Here is a 19,788-nt window from a genome sequence, read left to right as displayed (position 1 = left end):
GTCGGAGAGAAAATCTCTAGTTGAGCTAACGACTTGCCTCTGCGCCTTTATAGTTGCGTTCACTCCAGAGCAGGACTTCGCGCAACGGATCGGACGTCGCTTCGATGATGGCGCCGACGAAGAGGATGTGGTCGGCGGCATCGATGGAGCCGACGAGTTCGCAATCCATGGAGAGCAGTGCCGCGGCAAGCCTTGGGCTTCCCGAGGGCCAGACATCCCAGCGGCCAACGGCAAACCGGTCCGGCAGGTTTCCTTTCCCGGCAAACACGTCAGCGATCTCCTCCTGCCCTCTGGAAAGCGCCGCGACGGAAAATCGCCGGCTTGCGGCGATGAGATCGACCATGCGGCTGCTGGCATCGATGGAGATCATCAGAAGCGGCGGCTCGGCGCTGAGCGGCATGAAGGATGTGATCGTGCGTCCGATGCGTTCTCCGGCATGAGAGGCCGTTGCCACGGCCACCGTGAAGGCGAGGCCCGCCATGGCGTCTTTGAATTCACGCGGCGAGATCGTCGGAGAGGTGGAGGTTTTCAGCGGAATATGCGCGTGATTGACCACACCGCCATCGATCAGCCTGAGATTATGAGACATGCAGTGCCGGGCTAACCGCCCGCTCCCGGGTTCTTCGAAAAAATGGAAAACTTGGCCGCAGCACCGTTCATGGTATCGGCATTGTCAGGCGGCGTTCTTTTCTGGTGCACGCGCGGCCAGATGCCTGAATAGTGGCGGTTGAGGTCGAGCCAGACATGCAGCCCAGCTTCGGTATCCGGCCTGATCGCCGCGGCCGGACATTCGCGCTCGCAGATGCCGCAGTCGATGCATTGATCAGGATGAATGACGAGCATGTTCTCGCCTTCATAAAAACACTCGACCGGGCAGACTTCCACGCAGTCCATGTATTTGCAGGCGATGCAGTTTTCGGTGACGACATAGGGCATGGCGTTGCTCGAATGGAGTGGCAGCCGGACAGCGGCTGTCCGGCTGCGCCCGACCCGGCCGACGGCCAAGGGCAGCGGGACCAGCCGGGTCGGTAGGGCTCAAATCAGAGGCGGGCGGCCACTGCCTGCCAGTTCACCAGATTGTCGAGGAAGTTCTCAACATAGGCCGGACGCTTGTTGCGGAAATCGATGTAATAGCTGTGTTCCCACACATCGCAGCCGAGAAGCGCCTTCTGTCCGAAACACAGCGGGTTGACGCCGTTTTCCGTGCGGGTGATCTTCAGCGTCCCATCGGTATCCACCACCAGCCACGCCCAGCCCGAGCCGAACTGTGAGGCGCCGGCAAGCGCAAAATTCTGCTTGAACAACGCAACCGAGCCGAAAGACTGCGTCAACGCATCTTCCAGCGGGCTAGGGATAGCGTGGTTTTGTGGCCCCATGATCTCCCAGAAGAGATTGTGGTTCCAGTGCTGGGAGGCATTGTTGAAGATGCCGGACTGCGCCACAGCGCCCTTCTCATAGGTGCCGCGGACGATGTCCTCGAGGCTGCTTTTTTCCCATTGCGTACCTGATATCGCCTTGTTGAGATTATCGACATAGGCCTTGTGGTGGAGATCGTGATGGAACTTCAGCGTCTCCTCGGACATGCCCGAAGAGGCGAGCGCATCATGGGCATAGGGGAGGTCGGGAAGCTGGAAAGCCATGGGGTATTCCTTTGTCACTGTTTGCTCAAGAGCATGGAAAGAGCCTTGCGAAAACAAGGTGACAGTACTTCTAGGACCTCAATCACGGTTGAGGTCAAGCGGTTTTTTCGGGGTAAATCCACGAGCTGGCGGGCTTATAAAACATCCGCCCAATGGCGCAGTTCACCGCTCGTCGACGTTGACCGCGGCGACCCATTCTTCGAGTGCCCTACGGATTGCCGAGCCCGCATCTTCCCCGCGGACGAATGCCCACCACGTATGTGCGCCTTGCCACACGGCGGCCATCTGCCAGCCGAGCCGCTCGTCGCTAGCCTTGTCGTGGGTAAGGCGGCGGCCAAGCGCCTCGGCGAGTGTTTGTCCCCAGATGGCTCCTCTCGCGCGCAGCTTGGGATTGAGAATGTCTTCCCTAAGCAGCAGCAGCCCGTCACTGGCGTTCTGCTCTGCGGATTGAGGCGGCATGAGGCGCATGAGGAGGGATATGGCGCCCTGCGGCGTCAATGGCTCCTCCTCATCGGCCGTTTCCGTTTCCGCCTGCAGCCTGTCCCAGGCGCGCAGAAGCACGGTTTCGACAAGGTCTTCGCGCTTGCCGTAACGCTGCACCAGGGTTGCCGCCGATAAGCCGCAGGCCTTTGCTGCTGCGGCAAAAGTCAGCCCTTCGGGGCCTGTCTGCAACATGAGCGGCAGCAGGGCATCCAGCACCTGATCATCTGAAATCGACTTGTGTCTTGGCATGGCTCATATATAAACGTATATTCATTTATAAATCAAGGGGGATAATATGGCCTTCATTCGCGGATATATCGCGGCGAGCCTGGACGGGCGGATCGTTTCTGGAGACGGCTCTCTCGACTGGCTCTTCAAATATGATGATATGGACCTCGGCGAACACGATTACCGGCTTTTCCTGAAGGGAATTCGAACCGTGGTCATGGGGCGGGCGACCTATGATTTCATCGCCAGTGAACCGTCGCCTTGGGCTTATGGCGATCAGCGTGTCATCGTCGTCACCTCGCGGCCGATCGAGGAGCCAAAGGGACCTCTGGAGATGTACAACGATGTAGGCTCGTTGATCAGGGAATTGCGCGCTCTCAATGACGGCGATGTCTGGATGCTGGGCGGCGGAAAGCTGCAGATGGCCTTTCTGGAGCGTGGCGCACTCGATGAAATCGAGATTTACGTCATCCCGGAAATCCTCGGCTCAGGCGAGCCTCTTTTTCCTCTCACCGGGCATCGAGCCAGTCCCACTCTCGTCAGCGCAACGGCAATCGAAAAGGGCTGTGTTCGATTGCACTACCGCTTCTCGTGATGCTCTTCAGGTTCATGATGTTCGAGGGAAGGCAAGGAATGGCGGATACACACCTCGCCAACTGCTCCCTGCCTTACTGCGCGATTTGCGCTATCAAAGCCCGAGAAACTTGAAAGGCTTGGTGTCCTTCAGGCTCTCATTCGCCATGCCCGAATAGATGTGGATCTGATTGGGCCCCAGGTCGAGTTTCTTCACCCCACCGGTCTCTTTCGAAAGGTCGAGTTTTGTCATGTCGATCCAGAAGACATTCGGCGTCAGTGCGGATTCAAAGAAATAGAGCTTGCGTTTGTGGTCGATGACCGTGCGCCAGCGGGTAGAGGAAATATTCGGCTGGTCCGGCGTGGTGATGCCGTAGGGAACCGAAACATTGCGGATGACGCTGAAGACGCTGGCGATGGCTTCGACCGGATTTTCGCTTTTGGGAATGGCGTTTGCGTAAAAGGATGCACGCACGAAACGATCCGATGCGCGGTTCGTCCCCGGCAGCATCACGGTGCCGCCAATCTGGGTCCAATAGGCGTTCAGCGCCAGCTGCTCGTCGAAGGTCGGCGAATTGGTCATCACCTGGTACTGACGTCCATGATGGATGACCTGCTTGCCATCGATATATTCGACGATCGCGCTATCGCCACTCGCATCGGAAAGCGAGAGATGCAAGGTTGCCAGGCGCTCTTCGCCCGGCACGCTGTCGGTCACGATGGTGAACGGATTTTTCTCAAGGACGCGGACGGCTTCTTCCACCGTCGCGAAGTTGTCGAGCACATATTGCGCCCACGCGGCGATGGATAGACCCGGCGACTTCCCGTCATAATCGGGATAGCTCGACTCGACCAGCCAGAGGACATTGGCCGCAAGACCCGCCTCGTTCATGCCATCGGTCGTGGAAACATCATAACCCGATGCGATGACGCTGCCATATTTCGATGTCCATTTGACGGAGTTGGGCCCGGCTTCGCCGGACCTTTCCATGCCCCGAGGAAAGACCCAGAGATTGGTTCCCACATCCGTCTTCCAGTCCATGGATCTTGCCGTCATGACCTGGTTATTCTCACCCATATAAACGAAACGCGTGCAGGCCTCGGCAACCGATGTGGTGAGCGTCGCGATGGAGAAGATCGCAGCAGTGCAGGCGGAAAAAAACGGCAGGGTCTTCGGGCGCATGGAAAGCCTCCGGTGCTCGCAGTGTAAGATACAGCGTATGATAGAAAATCGGACTTGTTGAGGGGAGTCAAATAGGTTTAGCTATCAGGGATCCACCGGAGAGAAGCTATTGCTAAAATTCTCAGCTTTTGCGGCCCTTATGGCTTTTTCCGCAACCTCGGCCGCAGGCGCAGATCAAGTTGCTGCCACGCCCGCGGGAGTTGATGGGGCCGACTGGGCATTTCAGGCCACGGGATATTTGTGGGCAACTGGTTTGAACGGCAACATATCGCCGTTCCAGCGTGCGCCCACCCTTCACGTGGAAAAATCCTTTTCCAACGTCATGGACGATCTCAATTTCGGTGGGTTTCTCAATATCTGGGGCCGTTACGACCGCTTCGTCGTTTCCGGCGATATGATGTATGTCGATACCACCGACAGCAAGGCAGCCGGTCCGCTGCCCGCGCTGCAAATTCCGGGTTTGCCAACCTTGCCGGCCGGTGCCGCTATCGATGCGAATGTCGATACGCAGGAATTCATGGCGACGCTGCAGGCGGGGTACCGTATCATCGATGCAGACGGATTTTCGCTCGACGCGCTTGCTGGCGCGCGCTTCTGGCACATTTCCAACGACGTCGCGGTCACTGCCAGCCATCCCCTGATCGGCAGCGTTTCCGCCACCCATAGGGAGAGTTTCGGCTGGGTAGATCCCGTCATCGGCGCGCGGGCCTTTTTCAGCCTCACGGACAAGTTGTCCGTTCAGGGGCAGGTGGATATTGGTGGTTTCGGAGCGGGATCCGATCTCACCTGGTCGGCGCTCGCGACGGTGAACTACATCTTCACGGACACATTGTCGGTCGCCGCGGGCTACAAGGTGCTCGACGTGGATTATTCGCACGATGGTTATGTTTTCGATTCCCGGCTCAGCGGACCTGTGCTCGGGCTGACTTACCGGTTCTAGTTATTGATTCGCGTCGTCTTATCGCCTTTGCATACCCCTATTGGTGAAGCAATTTTAGCTTCCTCTTAATTTTGGTCGTCCTCTGCGTCGTGCGGACAGGTGCGCAATCCGCACCAATTATCAGGAGATGCAAGAGAAAACCTTTGCCGGTGTTACGGTTTCCGTACACTGCTGGACAGGTTGCCGAAGGCGCGGCACGAGTTCTCTGCTTTCGGTAAGGGTGATGCATTCCAGATTATCTTGCTGGCCGGTCGCTGAGGAGCGCTAACAATGCCGGATTGATATAGAGATTTTCCCGACCGGCTTTGATTTCATCGAGCAGACCGTTCTCGGCCAGTGCCTTGAGATACGCAGATGCGGATTGTCGCTTGGCAATCCCGGCCTCTACCAGGTCACCGATGCGGCAATAGGGGTTCACAAAGATCACCTCGGCGAGTTCTCGTGAATAGATTTTTGGAAGATCGCGCCGTATACGTTCGGCGGTCTGATCCAAAAGATCGCGGATGGCACGGATGCGGGCTGTTGACCACTGGGCTGTGTCTCGCACCGCTTCTAGCATGAAGATGATCCAATCTTCCCAGGCGCTGTCAGCCGTCACGGCAAGAAGCCTATCATAATAGGCGCGCTTGTTACCGATAATGTAGCGGCTGAGATAAAGTACCGGAATATCGAGCAGTCCCTTGTCCACCAGGTAGAGCAGATTCAGGATGCGGCCGGTGCGGCCATTACCATCAGTGAAGGGATGAATGGCCTCAAATTGGTAGTGCATTACCGCAAGCCGGATCAGCGGGTCGATTTCCTCCGCCTCATGAATATAGCGTTCCCAATTGGCGAGTTTTGTCCGCAGCAGTTCTTGTCCTTCCGGCGGTGTGTAAATCACTGTACCAGTTGTCTCATTCATCAGCGCGGTACCCGGCGTTGATCGAATGTCGAGATTGATGCCTTTGATCGTTCTACACACGGATACAGCCGTTGATGTCGAGACTGGCCGGTCTTTAAGCGACTGGAACCCTTCGTTGAGAGCTGTGCGATAGCGCAGAGCCTCCTTTGTCGCCGGATCTGCTTGGTTTCCAGCTTCCTTCGCAAAACGGAAAAGTTTGTCCGTCGTGGTGACGATATTTTCGATCTCTGAGCTTGCCTGTGCTTCGAGCAGTGGGATCGAATTGATCAGGACTGATTGATTTGGAATGAGTTGCCCGGACACCCGCAGTTCTGCGAGTGCGGCTCTCGCAGCGATGCAAGCCTTTAGTACTGTTTTGGTTTCGACGTCGTTGCGTGGTGGAAGTGCCGGGAGATCGTTGTAGGGACGGTTAGCGCGGAACGACATGTCGATGTTTCCTTATTTGGTCGACATGTGGGATTTAATATGTCGATGCGATCGACATATTTCTATGTAATGTCGATAAAAAGTAATTTTATCGACATATATCTTCCACTGCAAGAGGTTGTGCTTCCTGAGAGTAGTTTGTGGCCCTGTCGGCCCCGGTCTTTTGTTCCCTGAAGTATGAACCGATCCATCAGGAAATTGGGGCAAATCATATACAGCGGCAATTCCATCCAGTTCAGCATCGGGGTGCTCTGCGAGGATGCCGGTCCTGACAAGGCATGAGGCAATACCCGCGCTGGAAGCGCCCGCAATATCATGTTCCAGGCTATCGCCAAGTCGACCTCCGTGCTGTCGGCGCTGAACCGCCCCAAGTTTCTGGACCCGCGGATGGTAGATTCCCCGGCCTATCGACTCAGTCCAAGCCCCTGTGACCGGTTAAGCTGCCGTCTGAGTGCGTGGTCATGGCTGAGCTCGGCATGGCGTGTCCGATCCACCATGCGGGCGATTGTCCTTATCTGTTCGGCCTGTGTTACGAGTTCGGGGCGTGCTTCGAGTTCCTCGACGAACCTGCGAGGATCAGAACTACCAAACCGCCGCGTGAGTGCTTCGGCCACCAGCTTGGCCTCATCAAGCGCGGCTCGGCCCTCAGCTGACGATCGCAGCTCTGTGACGAACTTGCTTCGCCTCTCGACCGGCATCTTCTCCACCTGGGCAATGATCTCGGCGCTGCGCGGCGTGAGGCCGGGCACCTCGATCACATCACGCTGTTGCCGCTGCCATTGTTCGCTTTGACGTTCTTCGCCAAGCCGGCGCTCCCATGCCTCTGAGACATAGCCAATATGGGCCGAGAGGGATCTGGCATATTGCAGCGCCTCCTTCCGTTCCTTGTTGTATCCGAACAGACCTGACTTGCCGCGCAGCTCCCCGAACCGCTCGGGTTGCTCTGCCATGGCCTTCGCCATGATCTTGCCATTACCTTCCTTCTCGGTCATCGCGGTGCGCAATCTCGCCGCGACCTCGGCCGGGTCACGGAACACGTGCCGCACGAGAGATTCGACCGTATCGAATCTCTGCTCGATAACGGACATCGCCCTGATCTGCGCCACCTTTTCGATGCTGCGTTGGTATCGGGTGATGGCTGGCACCAGCGGAGTGGGCTTATCGGATTCCAGCGACGATTGCTGGCCGAGGACTTCTGTCGGGACAGGGACGGCGCCGCCTTGCGACATGAGGTCGGACCAACGGATGCGGCGATATCCTTTATTGTCCTCTGTCCGATCGTCCCGCCGTCCGTCATCGATCTCTCGGGCGAACGCATGGCGAGAATCTTCGCGGCGAACAGGGCCGGCCAGATCGCCGGCACGTTCCTCGTAAACCTGCTGACGCTCTGATGCCTGGCCCTGCTGCTCCCGTTGCAGATGGGCCGCACGGGACAAAACCTCTTGACGCCCATTTTGGGCGGAAGCAAGTTCTATCTCGCTTCTCCGCCCAAACTCCTGCGCGATCCATCGGTCGCTGGCGATCCCGCGCCGCTCGGCAAAATCGCTGATATAATCCAGCGTGGTTTCCTTGGCGCCGGAGCGCGACAGGCGGTTTGACAGCTTCTGGTAGGCCAGTTCGTCACCCGTAACGACACGCCATGCATTGCGCTCGGCCTGCGTGCCATCCGGAAGCGTGACGGGCGTCGCGCCTTCATGCTGAAGGGAAATCCTGTCTCCAATCTTTGGTGATGCCTCTCGCATGGCCCGCCTGAGATCAACGCTCCACACCGTGCGCTGATCGCCCTTGTCATTCTCCAGCGTCACAAAGTAGCTCCCCCGTGACTGCGGATTGTGTTCATAGGGCGCAGCGCCGTGATCAACCAGCCGGCCCGCCTTGGTGAACTCCTTGATGTCGGCATAGAGCTGCACGCTGTCGCGGTGCCTGGTCATGGCGACATAGGTCAGATGCCGGTCCATGGTGCCGGACGCCAGCACAAAGGCGCGATCCACCGTCGCTCCCTGGTTTTTATGGATCGTCGTCGCATAGCCGTGGTCGAACGCCTGGTAGGTGTCTGTCAGAATGCTGACACTTTCACCGCCTCGACCATCGATCCGGGCAACGATCTGATCTTGTTGGACATGCTCGACGGTGCCGAGCATGCCGTTTTTGACGCCGAGGTCGCGGTTGTTTTCGAGGAAGATGATCCGGTCACCGGCGGCAAAAGCGCGTTTGCCGTTATTGGTCTGGAACACGTGTTCTCCAACTTCCTCACTTTTCCCTCGGGCCTCACCATCCGCTTGCTCTGCACCGGCGCTCAGCTCGTCACGGCTCCCCAGCCTTTGTCTGTTTTGAAGCTCGGAGCGGATGGCGGCATTGAGGGCGTGCACATCGGCACGGCGATGCGCCATGGCAACCCGGGTGCCATCGGCACGCTTCTCACTGTCGGAAACATAATCACGCACGATCTGCGCCATCGCTGCGTCGCGGTTTTCGGCAAAGTGGATGTCGCCGTGATCGCGGTAGGCGGCAAGGCCCTCAGCCGTCTTGTGGGTCGCAAAGGCAACCGATGCCTGTCTCTGCCAATCATGGCGCTGGCGGCGAATGTCGGAAAGTTCGACATGGCCAATCTGCTCGGCAATCGCCCTGAACGGGGCACCGGCTCCGATTGCCTGCAACTGCTCATGGTCGCCAACAAGAACGATCTTTGCACCGCGCTCTTCAGCCTCGCCGATGAACCGGGCAAGCTGCCGGCTGCCGACCATGCCGGCCTCGTCGATGACGAACACGTCACTGCGACCGATCATATCCCGGCCACGGTCCCAGCTGTATGACCATGACGCCAGTGTGCGGCTTTGAATGCCAGAACTTTTCTCAAGGCCCTCGGCCGCCTTTCCGGCCAGCGCCGCACCATGGACCTGATAACCTTCAGCCTCCCAGGCCTCGCGCGCGGCTGCCAGCATGGTGGACTTTCCAGCTCCCGCAAACCCGACCACGGCCGCGATGCCTTCAGGGGCCGTAACATGTTTGATCGCGTGACGCTGTTCGTCCGACAATCCTGCCGACGGAACGCTCGCAGCCGACGGTCCGCTGGAGCTTTTCCGAAGAGAGCGATCCTGCCTTTCCATTGCACGCTCGACATGGCGGGGATCAACCCGATGGCAATGCGCCTGATGCAACCTTACCGCCGACCGCGCCATTGCAAGTTCCAGATCGATCATGTCCCGCGTCGAATAGCGCGCGTTGGAAACCTCGTCCGTGTCAGGATCGATGCGCTCAGCCTGAAGCTCCACGAGCGCTGGTGATGCCATCACAGCCGCAAAAGCGTTCCGGAATGTCTGCCCGTCATCGTTGATGTAGCGATGCAAGGTTTTGGCAATATCATGTCGATCGAACACGCTCTTTTCATGACTGATCAGCAACAAAACCTGTTCCGGCTTTTGGCGGATCAGCTCGGCATTTCGCCGTGCTGCCTCGTCATCCAGCCGCCCGCGCTCGACGGCCATTCCTTGCTGCTGCATCTGCGACGCATGCACGCCCATATGTTCGGTCGGCGACAACTCAAGGCCACGCTCAATATGCGAGCGATGATCGATGCGAACATCCAGACCTTCGCGTTGAAGCTGACGGTTGGCGATGCCTTCCCATGATTGCCTGATATCACGAAGCTGCATATCGGTTGTCGCCATGCCATGTGCCAAGAGCCTTGCGTTCTTGTGCTCAAGACGGGTCTTCTCGCCAAGGCCGGCTTGGCGAACCTCTCGCGTCGTCATTAGCACATGCGCATGGTAGTTCCTGATATCACCGTGCTCGCCTGGCGAATGGATGGCAAAATCCACGGCCGCGCCATAGCGGTTTGCCAGATCCTGGGCGAAGGCGCGTGCAGCCTTCAGTCGCCCCTCTGGCGACAGCTCACGTGGAAGCGCGATTTCGAATTCGCGGGCGACGCGGGCATCTTTTCGCTTTTCTGCAAACTCGGCAGCTTTCCACAAAGCCGAACGATCCAAAGCCCAGTCGGCAGACACACCTTTCGGCAGCACGATCTCGATATGCTCGACACCCTCTTTCCGGGTAAAATCATGCACAAGGCCGTCGCGATGATTGGTGAGCAGAACCGCGCAACGGTAGGCGGCAGAAGCCACAGCGCTGCGGCCGGATGAGCGCGAGACAGGTTTGGTGCTGAGATGATAAATCGCCAAACGAGATCTCCGGTTCTCAACGGGGAAATTCAGCGCTCGATTGCGGTGCAAGTCGTAAGTGCGCCCTTGTCTGTTTACCGGTGGCGAGGCTAGCAACATCGAACGGGCATTTCGACTACTAAAAGTAGTAGTCGCCAAGTGGCAATTACTCGTGTTTGAATAGGGACACAAACGCATCAATCCGGGGAGGGCGATATTCGCAAACCGATCGCTCGACTGATCGGGGAGAAGGGAAGAGCGGAGGAAGACATTGCAGGCGCGGCTCGACAAACAGGAGGGCGCTGGTAACGCGCAGCGGATCGTCCCGTAAGACAGGCATTTGATTGGCGGCTGCCAAAAATCGGAGTTTCAAAGAAGTTTACAATGGACCATACAGGATACCGTCCAGAAACGGAGCACACATGAAGACCAGCCTTGAACATTTGCCGGAACGAAAGCAACGCGAGCTTGCGCGCGTCGTCGGAATTATCCAGGAAGAGTTTGCTGATCTGATCGAGCGCTCGAAGTCTGACGCCAAGAAGGATGGACGGATTTTCAAAATCATCCTGTTCGGTTCTTACGCGCGTGGCACCTGGGTGGATGAACCGCATACGTCGAAAGGCTACCGCTCGGATTTCGACATTCTCGTCATCGTCAGCAACAAGGAACTTGCCGATCCCAAATACTGGGACAAGGCGACCGATCGGCTGATGTGGGACAAGGAGATAGAGACACCTGTGGGCCTCATCATGCACGGCGCTCGCGAAATCAGCAATTTTCTAAATGACGGCCAACCATTCTTTGTTGATCTCGCCCGCGAAGGTATTGTCCTCTACGAATTCGACGAAAGGCCGCTGGCTGAACCGAAACCGCTTAGGCCCGCAGACGCGCTTAGAGTAGCCGAAGAGCATTTTCACGAAGAGATGGCTGCCGCTCGCTCGTTTCTCGATACGTCGTTGTATCTGAAAGACAAGCGGATCAAGCATGCTGTTTTCGAACTCCATCAGGCAGTGGAGAGCGCCTATAACTGCTACCTGCTGACACTGACAAATTACTCGCCAGCGTCGCACAACCTCAAATTCCTGCGTGGACTTTCCGAAAGTCGTGATCACCGTTTGATCGACATCTGGCCGCGCGACCGTCAGCGTTTTACCACATGGTACAACATTCTGAATGAGGCCTACGTCAAGGCACGTTATTCGAAGCGTTTCGAGGTTTCCGAAGAGGCGCTCACCTGGCTTCAGGAGCGGACGGCGGAACTTCACAAGCTGGTTGAGACGCTTTGCCGCGAGCACATCGAAAAGCTCAAACACGCTGCGGGACAAGCGGCAAATTCCAGCGACTGAGCGTCACCGGTGGCACAACAATCCTGAGCTCAGGCAGCAGCCACCGCAGCGTCAAGAACCAAAGGGTCCAACCACCTCCTACAATCGCTATGTCGATCTCCCCGTAGAAACTGGTCTGCATTCCAGGAGTAAAGCCGTGGTCAACAGCGGCAGCTCCGATGCGACCGCAATCGAAAGGAATAATCGTGGCAAGTAAAACCATAAAACAGCGCCTGGCTGAACTGGAGGCGCAGCGTTCCGCCCTCAAGGCCCGTCTCTCCAAAACCGAGCGTAACAACGATATGCGCCGCAAGGTTCTGATCGGGTCGCTCGTTCTGCATCACCTCGAAACCTCGGATGATCAGGAGTTTAAGCAGCAGCTCGGTGCATGGCTGCGCCGCGAACTGCCGGGCTTTCTGACACGCGACAATGACAAGGCGCTGTTTGTCGATCTGATCGGACAAGGACTTCCGGGCACAGGTGAGAATGATAACAGCGGGCAGGGCGCTCCATGAACCGGTTGCGACTTGCCCGGGACGCATTCAAGAACATGATGCGAGCCGCCGCACGTGATCCGCTTTGGGCGTTTCTGGCTTTGATCGCCATGCCGTTCCGGATCTGGAAACGGCTTCTTGGATTTATGTTCATCCTGTTCATCGTCACGTTCGTGATCGGCATGGGTGGCGTTCATTTCCTCGAGCAAACGGGTTTCGAGCGCGGCTCGCTTGTCTACATCATCCCAGGTTCCTTAACCCTGCTGGCGCTCGCCGCGATCACCTTCCGGTTCATCACCAGTGCGCTGATTTTGCATTTCGGGGAGAATGACGATGAGACCCATGGTTCCGCCCGCTTTGCGACAGACAAAGAGATAGCCGCTCTCACCTCATCCGGTTCCGGCCTCTTGATCGGTCGTGATAAGAAAACGGGCAAGCCCCTGCGCTATGATGGCCAGGCCCATCTTCTGACGATGGCGCCGACACGTACCGGCAAGGGCGTGGGCACGATCATCCCGAACCTGCTGACCGCCGACCGTTCGGTGATCTGTGTCGATCCAAAAGGTGAGAATGCAAGGATCACTGGCCGTGCCCGCCAAAAATTCGGGCCGGTTCATGTGCTCGATCCGTTCGGGGTTACCGACAGACCCTCGGCCGCCTTCAATCCGCTGGCCATGCTTGATCCTTACAGCCTTGATGTCGCGGAAGATGCCAGTAACCTTGCCGACGCTCTCGTGTTCGATGAACCGGGGATGGCGGGGGAGGCGCACTGGAACGAGGAGGCAAAAGCGCTGATTGCCGGAATGCTGCTCGAGATCGTTGCAGCGGAGCCTTTGCGATGCAGGCACCTTGCAACACTTCGCGAGTATCTCACCCTGGCTCCGGAACAGTTTGCAGCGCTGCTGAAACGTATGCAGGACAGTGATGCGGCAAGAGGTCTTGTCGCGCGCGCCGCAAACCGCCACCTCGGAAAATCCGATCGCGAAGCCGCAGGCGTTCTCTCCGCAGCCCAGCGCCATACGCATTTTCTCGATTCACCGCGTATGACAGCCGTGCTCAGCCGCTCGGATTTCCGGTTTGCCGATCTCAAGCGCAGTAAAATGACGGTGTTCCTCGTCCTTCCGCCTGATCGCCTTTCGACCTATTCGCGCTGGCTGCGCCTGCTTGTCTCCCAAAGCCTGCTCGAAATGGCCCGCGATCCGCCAAAACCGGCGACACCGGTTCTCTATCTGCTCGATGAGTTCGCATCCCTTGGGCATCTGGCGCCAGTCGAACGCGCGATGGGTCTGATGGCGGGTTATGGTGTCCAGCTTTGGCCCATCCTGCAGGACATCCATCAGTTGCGTGCCACATACGGTCACCGCGCCGGAACCTTCCTGTCTAACTCCGGCGTGCTGCAGGTCTTCGGCGTTAACGATCATGACAGTGTCCGCCTTATCTCTGATTTGCTCGGACAGGAAACGGTCGTGTTCCAGACCATGGCGAGAGCCCTCGATTCCGATAGGACCGGGATCTCATAAAGCCAACAACATACCGGTCGGCCGCTACTCACCCCTGATGAGGTACGCAATCTGCCGGCGAAAGGACAATTGCTGTTCCTGGCCGGGCAACGACCAGTTTTTGCTGAAAAGCTTGCCTACTTTGCCGATCTGGAGTTCAGGGAGATGTTCGACGCGGTCTAACGCGCGACGAAAGGGCATACCAGCATCTGAGACCTCGTGTGCGCGGCCCTCGAGCTCGCGTCGGCGCAACTGGAAGCGGATAGATGAGCCTTCGTCCAAATTGCAGTCCTGTGGCGACGGCGGCATCGCGGCGGAGGGATCGTTTCGACTGCGAGGTCTAGCAACGCGGTAATGACCTTGACAGGACACCACAGGAGTCTAGAGGGGTTTTCATGATCATGTTGGGAGTATGTAAATGAAGACGCTGGCAGCCGTTTCGGCTTTCGTGGGCAAGACTTTTGCCATCTGGGTCATCCTGTTTGCCGTCCTCGGCTTTTTCTTTCCGGATACGTTCAAGCAGATCGCGCCCTGGATCGTCACGCTTCTGTCAATCATCATGTTCGGTATGGGCCTCACCCTTTCGGTCGATGATTTCAAGGAGGTCGTGAAAAGGCCGTTCGATGTGACGATCGGCGTGCTCGGCCAGTTTCTTATCATGCCGCTTCTGGCGGTGCTTCTCACCCGCATCATTCCCATGCCGCCGGAAGTCGCGGCGGGCGTCATTCTGGTCGGCTGCTGCCCGGGCGGCACATCTTCCAATGTCATGACCTATCTCTCCAAGGGCGATGTCGCCTTGTCCGTTGCCTGCACCTCGGTCACCACGCTTGCCGCGCCGCTGGTGACGCCGTTCCTCGTCTGGCTGTTCGCGAGCCAGTTCCTGCCGGTTGACGGCTGGGCCATGTTCCTCAGCATCGTCAAGGTCGTTCTGGTTCCGCTCGCTCTCGGCGCCGCCCTGCAGAAGCTGCTGCCTGGTCTCGTCAAGACCGCAGTTCCGGCATTGCCGCTGGTAAGCGTCATCGGCATCGTCCTCATCGTTTCGGCGGTGGTGGGAGGATCCAAGGCGGCCATCGCCCAGTCCGGGCTGATGATTTTTGCCGTTGTGGTTCTGCACAATAGCCTTGGCTATCTGCTCGGTTACCTCGCTGCAAAGGCAACGGGCCTGTCGCTTGCCAAGCGCAAGGCCATTGCGATCGAGGTCGGCATGCAGAATTCGGGCCTTGGTGCAGCACTTGCCACGGCCTATTTTTCGCCTCTCGCTGCCGTTCCGAGCGCGATTTTCAGCGTCTGGCACAATATTTCCGGTGCAATCCTGGCAAACTGGTTTTCGGGCCGGGTGGATGCAGGCTCCGCCAACAAAACCGCCTGAAGCTCCGCATTTGTCAGGCCGCCTGTAGTTCAGGCGGCCTGACCGTGCCTTAGAACGGCATGGTCCGACATGCTACGGCCGGTGGATTAAGCCGGGCGAAGCCCTCCTGGCGCTGATACGGGAAATGCGGATAGGGAGCAGTCGTCTCGCTGGCCTCGTCCAGCGTGGCTACCTGTGCTGACGTCAGTTCCCATCCCACGGCGTTGAGGTTCTGGCGAAGCTGTTCCTCATTGCGCGCGCCGATGATGACCGTGGAAACAGTCGGGCGTCTGAGCAGCCAGTTGAGGGCGACCTGCGGCACTGTCCTGCCGGTTTCCTCCGCGACAGTATCGAGCGCATCGATCACGCGGTAGAGATGTTCATCATCGACCGGCGGTCCGAAGCTGGCGGTCTCATGCAGGCGGCTGCCCTCGGGCAGCGGCATGTCGCGGCGGATTTTTCCGGTTAGGCGCCCCCAGCCCAGCGGGCTCCAGACCATGGCGCCAACGCCTTGATCCGCGCCGAGCGGCATCAAATCCCATTCGTAGTCTCGGCCAACGAGAGAATAATACACCTGGTTGACCACATAACGCGGCCAGCCATATCTGTCCGCGACATCAAGTGATTTCATGATATGCCAGCCGGAAAAATTCGACACACCGGTGTAGCGCACCTTGCCGGACCGGACGAGCTTATCGAGCGTCGACAGCACTTCTTCAACCGGTGTGAAGGCATCGAAGGCATGGAGCTGAAGGATGTCGATATATTCGGTCTTTAGGCGGCGCAGGGCGTCGTCCACCGCGCGCAGCAGTCGGAAACGGGATGAGCCGGCGTCGTTTGGCCCATCACCCATCGGCAGGCCGGTCTTGGTCGAGATCAGAACGCTGTCGCGCCGTCCCCTGACGGCTTCGCCCAGCACCTCTTCCGACGCGCCGTTGGAATAAACATCGGCCGTATCGAACAGGTTGACGCCGGCTTCGAGGCAGATATCGACAAGACGACGGGCCTCGGTGGCATCAGAGGTGCCCCAGTTGCTGAAAAGCGGGCCGGAGCCTCCAAAGGTTCCCGTGCCGAAACTTAAGACCGGCACTTTCAGGCCGGATTTGCCGAGATAGCGATATTCCATGGGGCATTGCCTTCTTGCTTCGGGATGGTGCCGCGCCGGGCGTGTGGCCGCGTCGTGTCTGTCCATCCCGTGGTGGGTTGCGATGGCCCTGAAGATAGACGCTCGCGCTTGCATGAAATAGAATGCCGAAAATACTATCACTTGTGAGATGAAGTCATCATGGCGCGACTGGAAATCAACCGGGCAGGGGAGATGGAAATCTTCGTACGGGTTATCGAACTCGGCGGCTTTTCACGCGCGGCGGCCGCGGCGAATATGACGCCTTCAGCGGTGAGCAAGCTCATCGCCCGGCTGGAAAGCCGGCTGGGCGCGCGTCTGCTCAACCGATCCACCCGGCAGCTTCAGATAACGCCGGAGGGCTGCGCTTTCTACGAAAGGGCCACCCGTATTCTCGCCGATCTCGAAGAGGCCGAACGCGCCGCTGGCGAAGGTGAGCGGCCCATCGGCCGTGTGCGGATCAACACCAGCGCTTCTTACGCAACACATATCCTTGCGCCCATCCTGCCACAGTTTCTGGCGCTTTATCCTGATATCACGCTTGATATCGTTCAGACGGATCTGGTGGTTGACCTTCTCGCAGAGCGCATGGATGTGGCGGTTCGCGCCGGGCCGTTAAAAAGTTCAAGTCTGGTCGCCCGGAAGCTCGGGGAGACACGCATGGTCATCGCTGCCGCCCCGGATTATCTGGAGCGCTGCGGCACGCCGCAAACCATCAGCGATCTCGAGGGACATAATTGCCTTGCACTGGGTTACGCCCGGTCAATCGATGGTTGGCCTTTGCAGGACGGTGGCAAGACCGTCGTCATTCCCGCGACGGGACGTGTGCAGGTCAGCGATGGCGAGGGCCTTCGTCGTCTGGCGCTTGCCGGTGTCGGGTTAGTGCGCCTGGCGGCTTTCACCGTGCGGGAGGATATTGCCGCCGGCCGGCTGGTCTCCGTTCTCGATCATCTTGATACCGGCGAAACTGAGACCTTTCATGCCGTCTACGTCGGCCAGCGGGGACCGCTGCCCTCACGCATCCGGGCATTGCTCGATTTTCTCGGTGAACATGGGCGGGTGAAATGACGCATCGCAAACTGGTCGTTCACCCGATAGGCGTGAGGCTTATTCTTTCGGACCTGACAGGGTGAAAGCACCGACCGATTCGAGCTTGATGTGGGTATCGCCGGAAAGTGTGCCCGGAATCGCTCCGCAGAGGCTGCCCGTCGTCACCACATTGCCTGCCTTCAGCATGCCACCCGTGTTGAGTGCCCCGTTGGCAAAGGCCAAGAGCGGCGCAAGCGGATCGACATTCGGGTGTTTCACCGCGGCATTGAAGAGTTCCACTGATCCCTCTGTGACAATGAGCTGCGGCAGGGCATCGCCATTACCGGCAAAAACCTCCACTATGCTCTTATCCACCTGCGGGCCGATGGCAAAGCCGTGGTTGGCAAGGCGATCCGCTAGAAAAAGCGGAAACGGCACCTGATTTTTCTCCGCCAGCCTATAGCGGAGAAGTTCGACACCCAGATGGACCTCATCGATATAGCGCATCAGATCGGCTCTGGTCAGCGGCCCTTCTGCCGCGGCGGGAATATCGGCGGAGAGCGTAAAGCAGATCTCGACTTCGATGCCTTCCGTGCCATGAAGCGGAAAGGAAGCGATATTGGCTTCATTGACTTCGCAGCAATCGAACATGGGCGCCCCAACGGCCTCGCCATCCGGGCGTATCGCCAGCTTCCAGCCGGCAACCGGTTTTCCCCAATATCCGGCAAAGTCCCGCTGCACCGCCATCGCCTCCGCCAGCGTGCCGGGAATGAGGCCCTCCGCCTCCAGCTTCGCCAGAGGAATTCTCGCACCCTCCCGGTTTGCCTTTGCAAAACGCTCTGCCAGTTTTTCGATCGCCGTCATTCCGCTCATGTCTCCTGATGATCTCATGCGCCAAATGCTGTCACGATTTGCCGCTGTCTGCCAAGGCCATCGATGCCGAGTTCAACCACGTCGCCGGCTTTTAGGAAGACCGGAGGTTTCATGCCAAGGCCAACACCGGGCGGTGTGCCTGTGGTGATCACGTCACCTGGCATAAGACGCATGAAACGACTGATGTAAGACACAAGCGTCGCTATCGGAAAAATCATTCTGGATGTCGAGCCGGTCTGCATGCGCTTCCCGTTAACGTCGAGCCAAAGGTCAAGATTCTGCACATCGCTGATTTCATCCGGGGTCACCAACCATGGGCCGAGGGGGCCAAATGTTGGGCCGCTTTTGCCCTTCGTCCATTGCCCACCACGTTCTATCTGGAAGGCGCGTTCGGAGACATCGTGGCAGACGCAGAAACCTGCGATGACGGAGAGAGCGTCTTCTTCCCGCACATGGTAGGCGGGTTCACCGATAACGAACGCAACCTCTACTTCCCAATCGGTCTTTTCCGAATCCTTCAACAGGCAAATCGGATCATTCGGTCCGGAAATGCACGAGGTATGTTTGTTAAAAAGCACCGGCTCGTCAGGAATAGGCGTATTGGTTTCCAGCGCATGGTCGATGTAATTGAGGCCGACCGCCACAAAATTGCCCACGGCACCGACGCAGGGGCCAGTGCGCACATCTGATGGTACGCTCGGCAATGACGAAAGATCGATTTTCGCCAGCTTGTCGAGGGAGCTGCGTGAGAGGCTGTATCCGGCGATGTCGCTGACTACCGAAGAGAGATCGCGGATGTTGCCTTCGGCGTCGAGCGCTGCCGGTTTTTCCTGCCCAAGGGGGCCGTAACGAAGAAGTTTCATGTTGTTTCCTATGCGGCTGATTGCTGAAGCGCATTCTCGGCGAGCGCAAATTCAAGGCGGTAAAGGCCTAGTTCCAGCGGTCCTGTGAGATCGACTTTAGACAGCTGTTGCTGCAGGCCCTTTGCAGCATCGGAGACGGTCGCGGCAGAGCCGCCCTCAATCATGACAATCCAGTTGGGTACGCCGACCTGTCGACCCTTCCGCTCGGCCGTTTCGAGATTGCTCGCACCATTGTCTGCGATGCACAGATGCACGCCGCTGATGCCGTTGAGCTTGCCGGCTTTTGCAAGTGCGTCGATGAGCATGGACTGGATTGTCGCCTGGTCGGCCTCCGTCGCATCAAAACGGAAGGTGGCGATGAAGCCGCCGTCACCGCATCCATAGGAATAGTTGGTGCTGCAGACCCCACGGGTCGTGTTGCGGAAGTCGGCAGTTGAACGCTTCGTCCAGGGCGTGGGATTGTTCAGCCGCTCAAGATAAGGCTGGCCGACGAGCACTCGGGCATCTGTCGCCTCATAAAGCGTGAAATATTCAGGCGTTCCCTGCTCGCCGATGTAACGGCGCCCCCGCAGGAAACCCGGGATGGACACCCGCTCGGGAATATGTTCGCGATTGTGCCACTCGATGAAATTGTCGCGACCTTCCGGCAGGATGTCGTTCCAGATGGCGACGACGGCTTTTCCCAGGAGAGACATTGGTTACC

General features: G+C 58.1%; 18 protein-coding genes and 1 pseudogene. 7 read left to right on the top strand and 12 right to left on the bottom strand.

Annotated elements, in window-relative coordinates; genetic code table 11:
- Positions 1-25: 25 nt before the first annotated feature.
- The 4 genes from NYR50_RS15760 to NYR50_RS15745 all read right to left on the bottom strand — a co-directional run bounded on the left by NYR50_RS15760 (position 26) and on the right by NYR50_RS15745 (position 2,372).
- Positions 26-589 carry a flavin reductase family protein gene (locus NYR50_RS15760; protein ID WP_418137542.1) on the bottom strand — a complete coding sequence of 188 codons (564 nt, stop codon included), beginning with the start codon at positions 587-589 and terminating at the stop codon, positions 26-28.
- Positions 590-600: 11 nt separating this feature from the next.
- Positions 601-936, bottom strand: coding sequence for a ferredoxin FdxA (gene fdxA, locus NYR50_RS15755; protein WP_121651838.1), 336 nt, complete (start codon positions 934-936; stop codon positions 601-603).
- 104 nt (positions 937-1,040) lie between these two features.
- Entirely contained in the window at positions 1,041-1,640 is a 600-nt protein-coding gene (locus tag NYR50_RS15750; protein ID WP_418137541.1) for a superoxide dismutase, read from the bottom strand.
- Between the two features lie 162 nt (positions 1,641-1,802).
- Positions 1,803-2,372, bottom strand: coding sequence for a TetR/AcrR family transcriptional regulator (locus tag NYR50_RS15745; protein WP_418137540.1), 570 nt, complete (start codon positions 2,370-2,372; stop codon positions 1,803-1,805).
- A gap of 46 nt (positions 2,373-2,418) precedes the next feature.
- On the opposite strand from NYR50_RS15745, the gene NYR50_RS15740 reads away from it, so the two are divergent.
- Positions 2,419-2,946 (top strand): dihydrofolate reductase family protein, encoded by a 528-nt coding sequence (locus NYR50_RS15740; RefSeq protein ID WP_418137539.1) that lies wholly within the window; start codon positions 2,419-2,421, stop codon positions 2,944-2,946.
- 93 nt (positions 2,947-3,039) lie between these two features.
- Here the strand turns inward: NYR50_RS15740 and NYR50_RS15735 are convergent, their stop codons facing one another.
- Positions 3,040-4,107: a linear amide C-N hydrolase gene (locus NYR50_RS15735; protein WP_418137538.1), complete on the bottom strand. Its 1,068-nt coding sequence runs from the start codon at positions 4,105-4,107 to the stop codon at positions 3,040-3,042.
- Between the two features lie 139 nt (positions 4,108-4,246).
- Here NYR50_RS15735 and NYR50_RS15730 point away from each other — a divergent pair, with 139 nt between their 5' ends.
- Positions 4,247-5,047, top strand: a complete 801-nt coding sequence (locus NYR50_RS15730) for a hypothetical protein (protein ID WP_418137537.1) — start codon at positions 4,247-4,249, stop codon at positions 5,045-5,047.
- Between the two features lie 235 nt (positions 5,048-5,282).
- On the opposite strand, the gene fic is transcribed toward NYR50_RS15730, so the two are convergent.
- The 3 genes from fic to traA form a co-directional block, all read right to left on the bottom strand.
- Complete coding sequence (fic, locus tag NYR50_RS15725; RefSeq protein ID WP_418137536.1) at positions 5,283-6,374, bottom strand: protein adenylyltransferase Fic; 1,092 nt, start codon at positions 6,372-6,374, stop codon at positions 5,283-5,285.
- Between the two features lie 12 nt (positions 6,375-6,386).
- Positions 6,387-6,686 (bottom strand): hypothetical protein, encoded by a 300-nt coding sequence (locus NYR50_RS15720; RefSeq protein WP_418138259.1) that lies wholly within the window; start codon positions 6,684-6,686, stop codon positions 6,387-6,389.
- A 92-nt stretch (positions 6,687-6,778) separates the two neighbouring features.
- Positions 6,779-10,552 carry a Ti-type conjugative transfer relaxase TraA gene (gene traA / locus NYR50_RS15715; RefSeq protein ID WP_418137535.1) on the bottom strand — a complete coding sequence of 1,258 codons (3,774 nt, stop codon included), beginning with the start codon at positions 10,550-10,552 and terminating at the stop codon, positions 6,779-6,781.
- A 401-nt stretch (positions 10,553-10,953) separates the two neighbouring features.
- On the opposite strand from traA, the gene NYR50_RS15710 reads away from it, so the two are divergent.
- The 4 genes and pseudogenes from NYR50_RS15710 to NYR50_RS15695 all read left to right on the top strand — a co-directional run bounded on the left by NYR50_RS15710 (position 10,954) and on the right by NYR50_RS15695 (position 15,218).
- Positions 10,954-11,877, top strand: a complete 924-nt coding sequence (locus NYR50_RS15710) for a nucleotidyltransferase and HEPN domain-containing protein (protein WP_418138258.1) — start codon at positions 10,954-10,956, stop codon at positions 11,875-11,877.
- Between the two features lie 185 nt (positions 11,878-12,062).
- Positions 12,063-12,371, top strand: a complete 309-nt coding sequence (locus NYR50_RS15705; protein ID WP_418137534.1) for a mobilization protein — start codon at positions 12,063-12,065, stop codon at positions 12,369-12,371.
- Positions 12,368-14,032, top strand: a pseudogene (locus NYR50_RS15700) (type IV secretory system conjugative DNA transfer family protein). The gene NYR50_RS15705 and the pseudogene NYR50_RS15700 overlap by 4 nt, the downstream one beginning before the upstream one ends.
- A 235-nt stretch (positions 14,033-14,267) precedes the next feature.
- Positions 14,268-15,218 (top strand): bile acid:sodium symporter family protein, encoded by a 951-nt coding sequence (locus tag NYR50_RS15695; protein ID WP_418137533.1) that lies wholly within the window; start codon positions 14,268-14,270, stop codon positions 15,216-15,218.
- Between the two features lie 49 nt (positions 15,219-15,267).
- On the opposite strand, the gene NYR50_RS15690 is transcribed toward NYR50_RS15695, so the two are convergent.
- Positions 15,268-16,323, bottom strand: a complete 1,056-nt coding sequence (locus NYR50_RS15690) for an aldo/keto reductase (RefSeq protein ID WP_418137532.1) — start codon at positions 16,321-16,323, stop codon at positions 15,268-15,270.
- Between the two features lie 159 nt (positions 16,324-16,482).
- On the opposite strand from NYR50_RS15690, the gene NYR50_RS15685 reads away from it, so the two are divergent.
- A complete protein-coding gene (locus NYR50_RS15685) occupies positions 16,483-17,388 on the top strand; it encodes a LysR family transcriptional regulator (protein ID WP_418137531.1) in 906 nt (301 codons plus the stop codon).
- 39 nt (positions 17,389-17,427) lie between these two features.
- Here the strand turns inward: NYR50_RS15685 and NYR50_RS15680 are convergent, their stop codons facing one another.
- The 3 genes from NYR50_RS15680 to NYR50_RS15670 are packed head-to-tail and all read right to left on the bottom strand — an operon-like array spanning position 17,428 to position 19,780.
- Positions 17,428-18,213, bottom strand: coding sequence for a 2-keto-4-pentenoate hydratase (locus tag NYR50_RS15680; protein WP_418138257.1), 786 nt, complete (start codon positions 18,211-18,213; stop codon positions 17,428-17,430).
- 23 nt (positions 18,214-18,236) lie between these two features.
- Positions 18,237-19,085 (bottom strand): fumarylacetoacetate hydrolase family protein, encoded by an 849-nt coding sequence (locus tag NYR50_RS15675; RefSeq protein ID WP_418137530.1) that lies wholly within the window; start codon positions 19,083-19,085, stop codon positions 18,237-18,239.
- Between the two features lie 8 nt (positions 19,086-19,093).
- On the bottom strand, positions 19,094-19,780 hold the full coding sequence (locus NYR50_RS15670) for a hypothetical protein (RefSeq protein ID WP_418137529.1): 687 nt from the start codon (positions 19,778-19,780) through the stop codon (positions 19,094-19,096).
- Positions 19,781-19,788: the final 8 nt, after the last annotated feature.

The sequence above is a fragment of the Agrobacterium sp. El2ro-1b genome (assembly GCF_048298475.1).
Classification (GTDB): Bacteria; Pseudomonadota; Alphaproteobacteria; order Rhizobiales; family Rhizobiaceae; genus Agrobacterium; species Agrobacterium fabrum.
This window is presented reverse-complemented; position numbering and strand designations above follow the sequence as displayed.

Excerpts from the sequence above, each read along its gene's own strand:
- fdxA (WP_121651838.1), bottom strand. The coding sequence starts at position 936 with ATGCCCTATGTCGTCACCGAAAACTGCATCGCCTGCAAATACATGGAC.
- NYR50_RS15750 (WP_418137541.1), bottom strand. The coding sequence starts at position 1,640 with ATGGCTTTCCAGCTTCCCGACCTCCCCTATGCCCATGATGCGCTCGCC.
- NYR50_RS15685 (WP_418137531.1), top strand. The coding sequence starts at position 16,483 with ATGGCGCGACTGGAAATCAACCGGGCAGGGGAGATGGAAATCTTCGTA.
- NYR50_RS15760 (WP_418137542.1), bottom strand. The coding sequence starts at position 589 with ATGTCTCATAATCTCAGGCTGATCGATGGCGGTGTGGTCAATCACGCG.
- NYR50_RS15745 (WP_418137540.1), bottom strand. The coding sequence starts at position 2,372 with ATGCCAAGACACAAGTCGATTTCAGATGATCAGGTGCTGGATGCCCTG.
- NYR50_RS15690 (WP_418137532.1), bottom strand. The coding sequence starts at position 16,323 with ATGGAATATCGCTATCTCGGCAAATCCGGCCTGAAAGTGCCGGTCTTA.
- NYR50_RS15735 (WP_418137538.1), bottom strand. The coding sequence starts at position 4,107 with ATGCGCCCGAAGACCCTGCCGTTTTTTTCCGCCTGCACTGCTGCGATC.
- NYR50_RS15695 (WP_418137533.1), top strand. The coding sequence starts at position 14,268 with ATGAAGACGCTGGCAGCCGTTTCGGCTTTCGTGGGCAAGACTTTTGCC.
- NYR50_RS15675 (WP_418137530.1), bottom strand. The coding sequence starts at position 19,085 with ATGAAACTTCTTCGTTACGGCCCCCTTGGGCAGGAAAAACCGGCAGCG.
- NYR50_RS15670 (WP_418137529.1), bottom strand. The coding sequence starts at position 19,780 with ATGTCTCTCCTGGGAAAAGCCGTCGTCGCCATCTGGAACGACATCCTG.
- NYR50_RS15710 (WP_418138258.1), top strand. The coding sequence starts at position 10,954 with ATGAAGACCAGCCTTGAACATTTGCCGGAACGAAAGCAACGCGAGCTT.
- NYR50_RS15740 (WP_418137539.1), top strand. The coding sequence starts at position 2,419 with ATGGCCTTCATTCGCGGATATATCGCGGCGAGCCTGGACGGGCGGATC.
- NYR50_RS15730 (WP_418137537.1), top strand. The coding sequence starts at position 4,247 with ATGGCTTTTTCCGCAACCTCGGCCGCAGGCGCAGATCAAGTTGCTGCC.
- NYR50_RS15680 (WP_418138257.1), bottom strand. The coding sequence starts at position 18,213 with ATGACGGCGATCGAAAAACTGGCAGAGCGTTTTGCAAAGGCAAACCGG.
- fic (WP_418137536.1), bottom strand. The coding sequence starts at position 6,374 with ATGTCGTTCCGCGCTAACCGTCCCTACAACGATCTCCCGGCACTTCCA.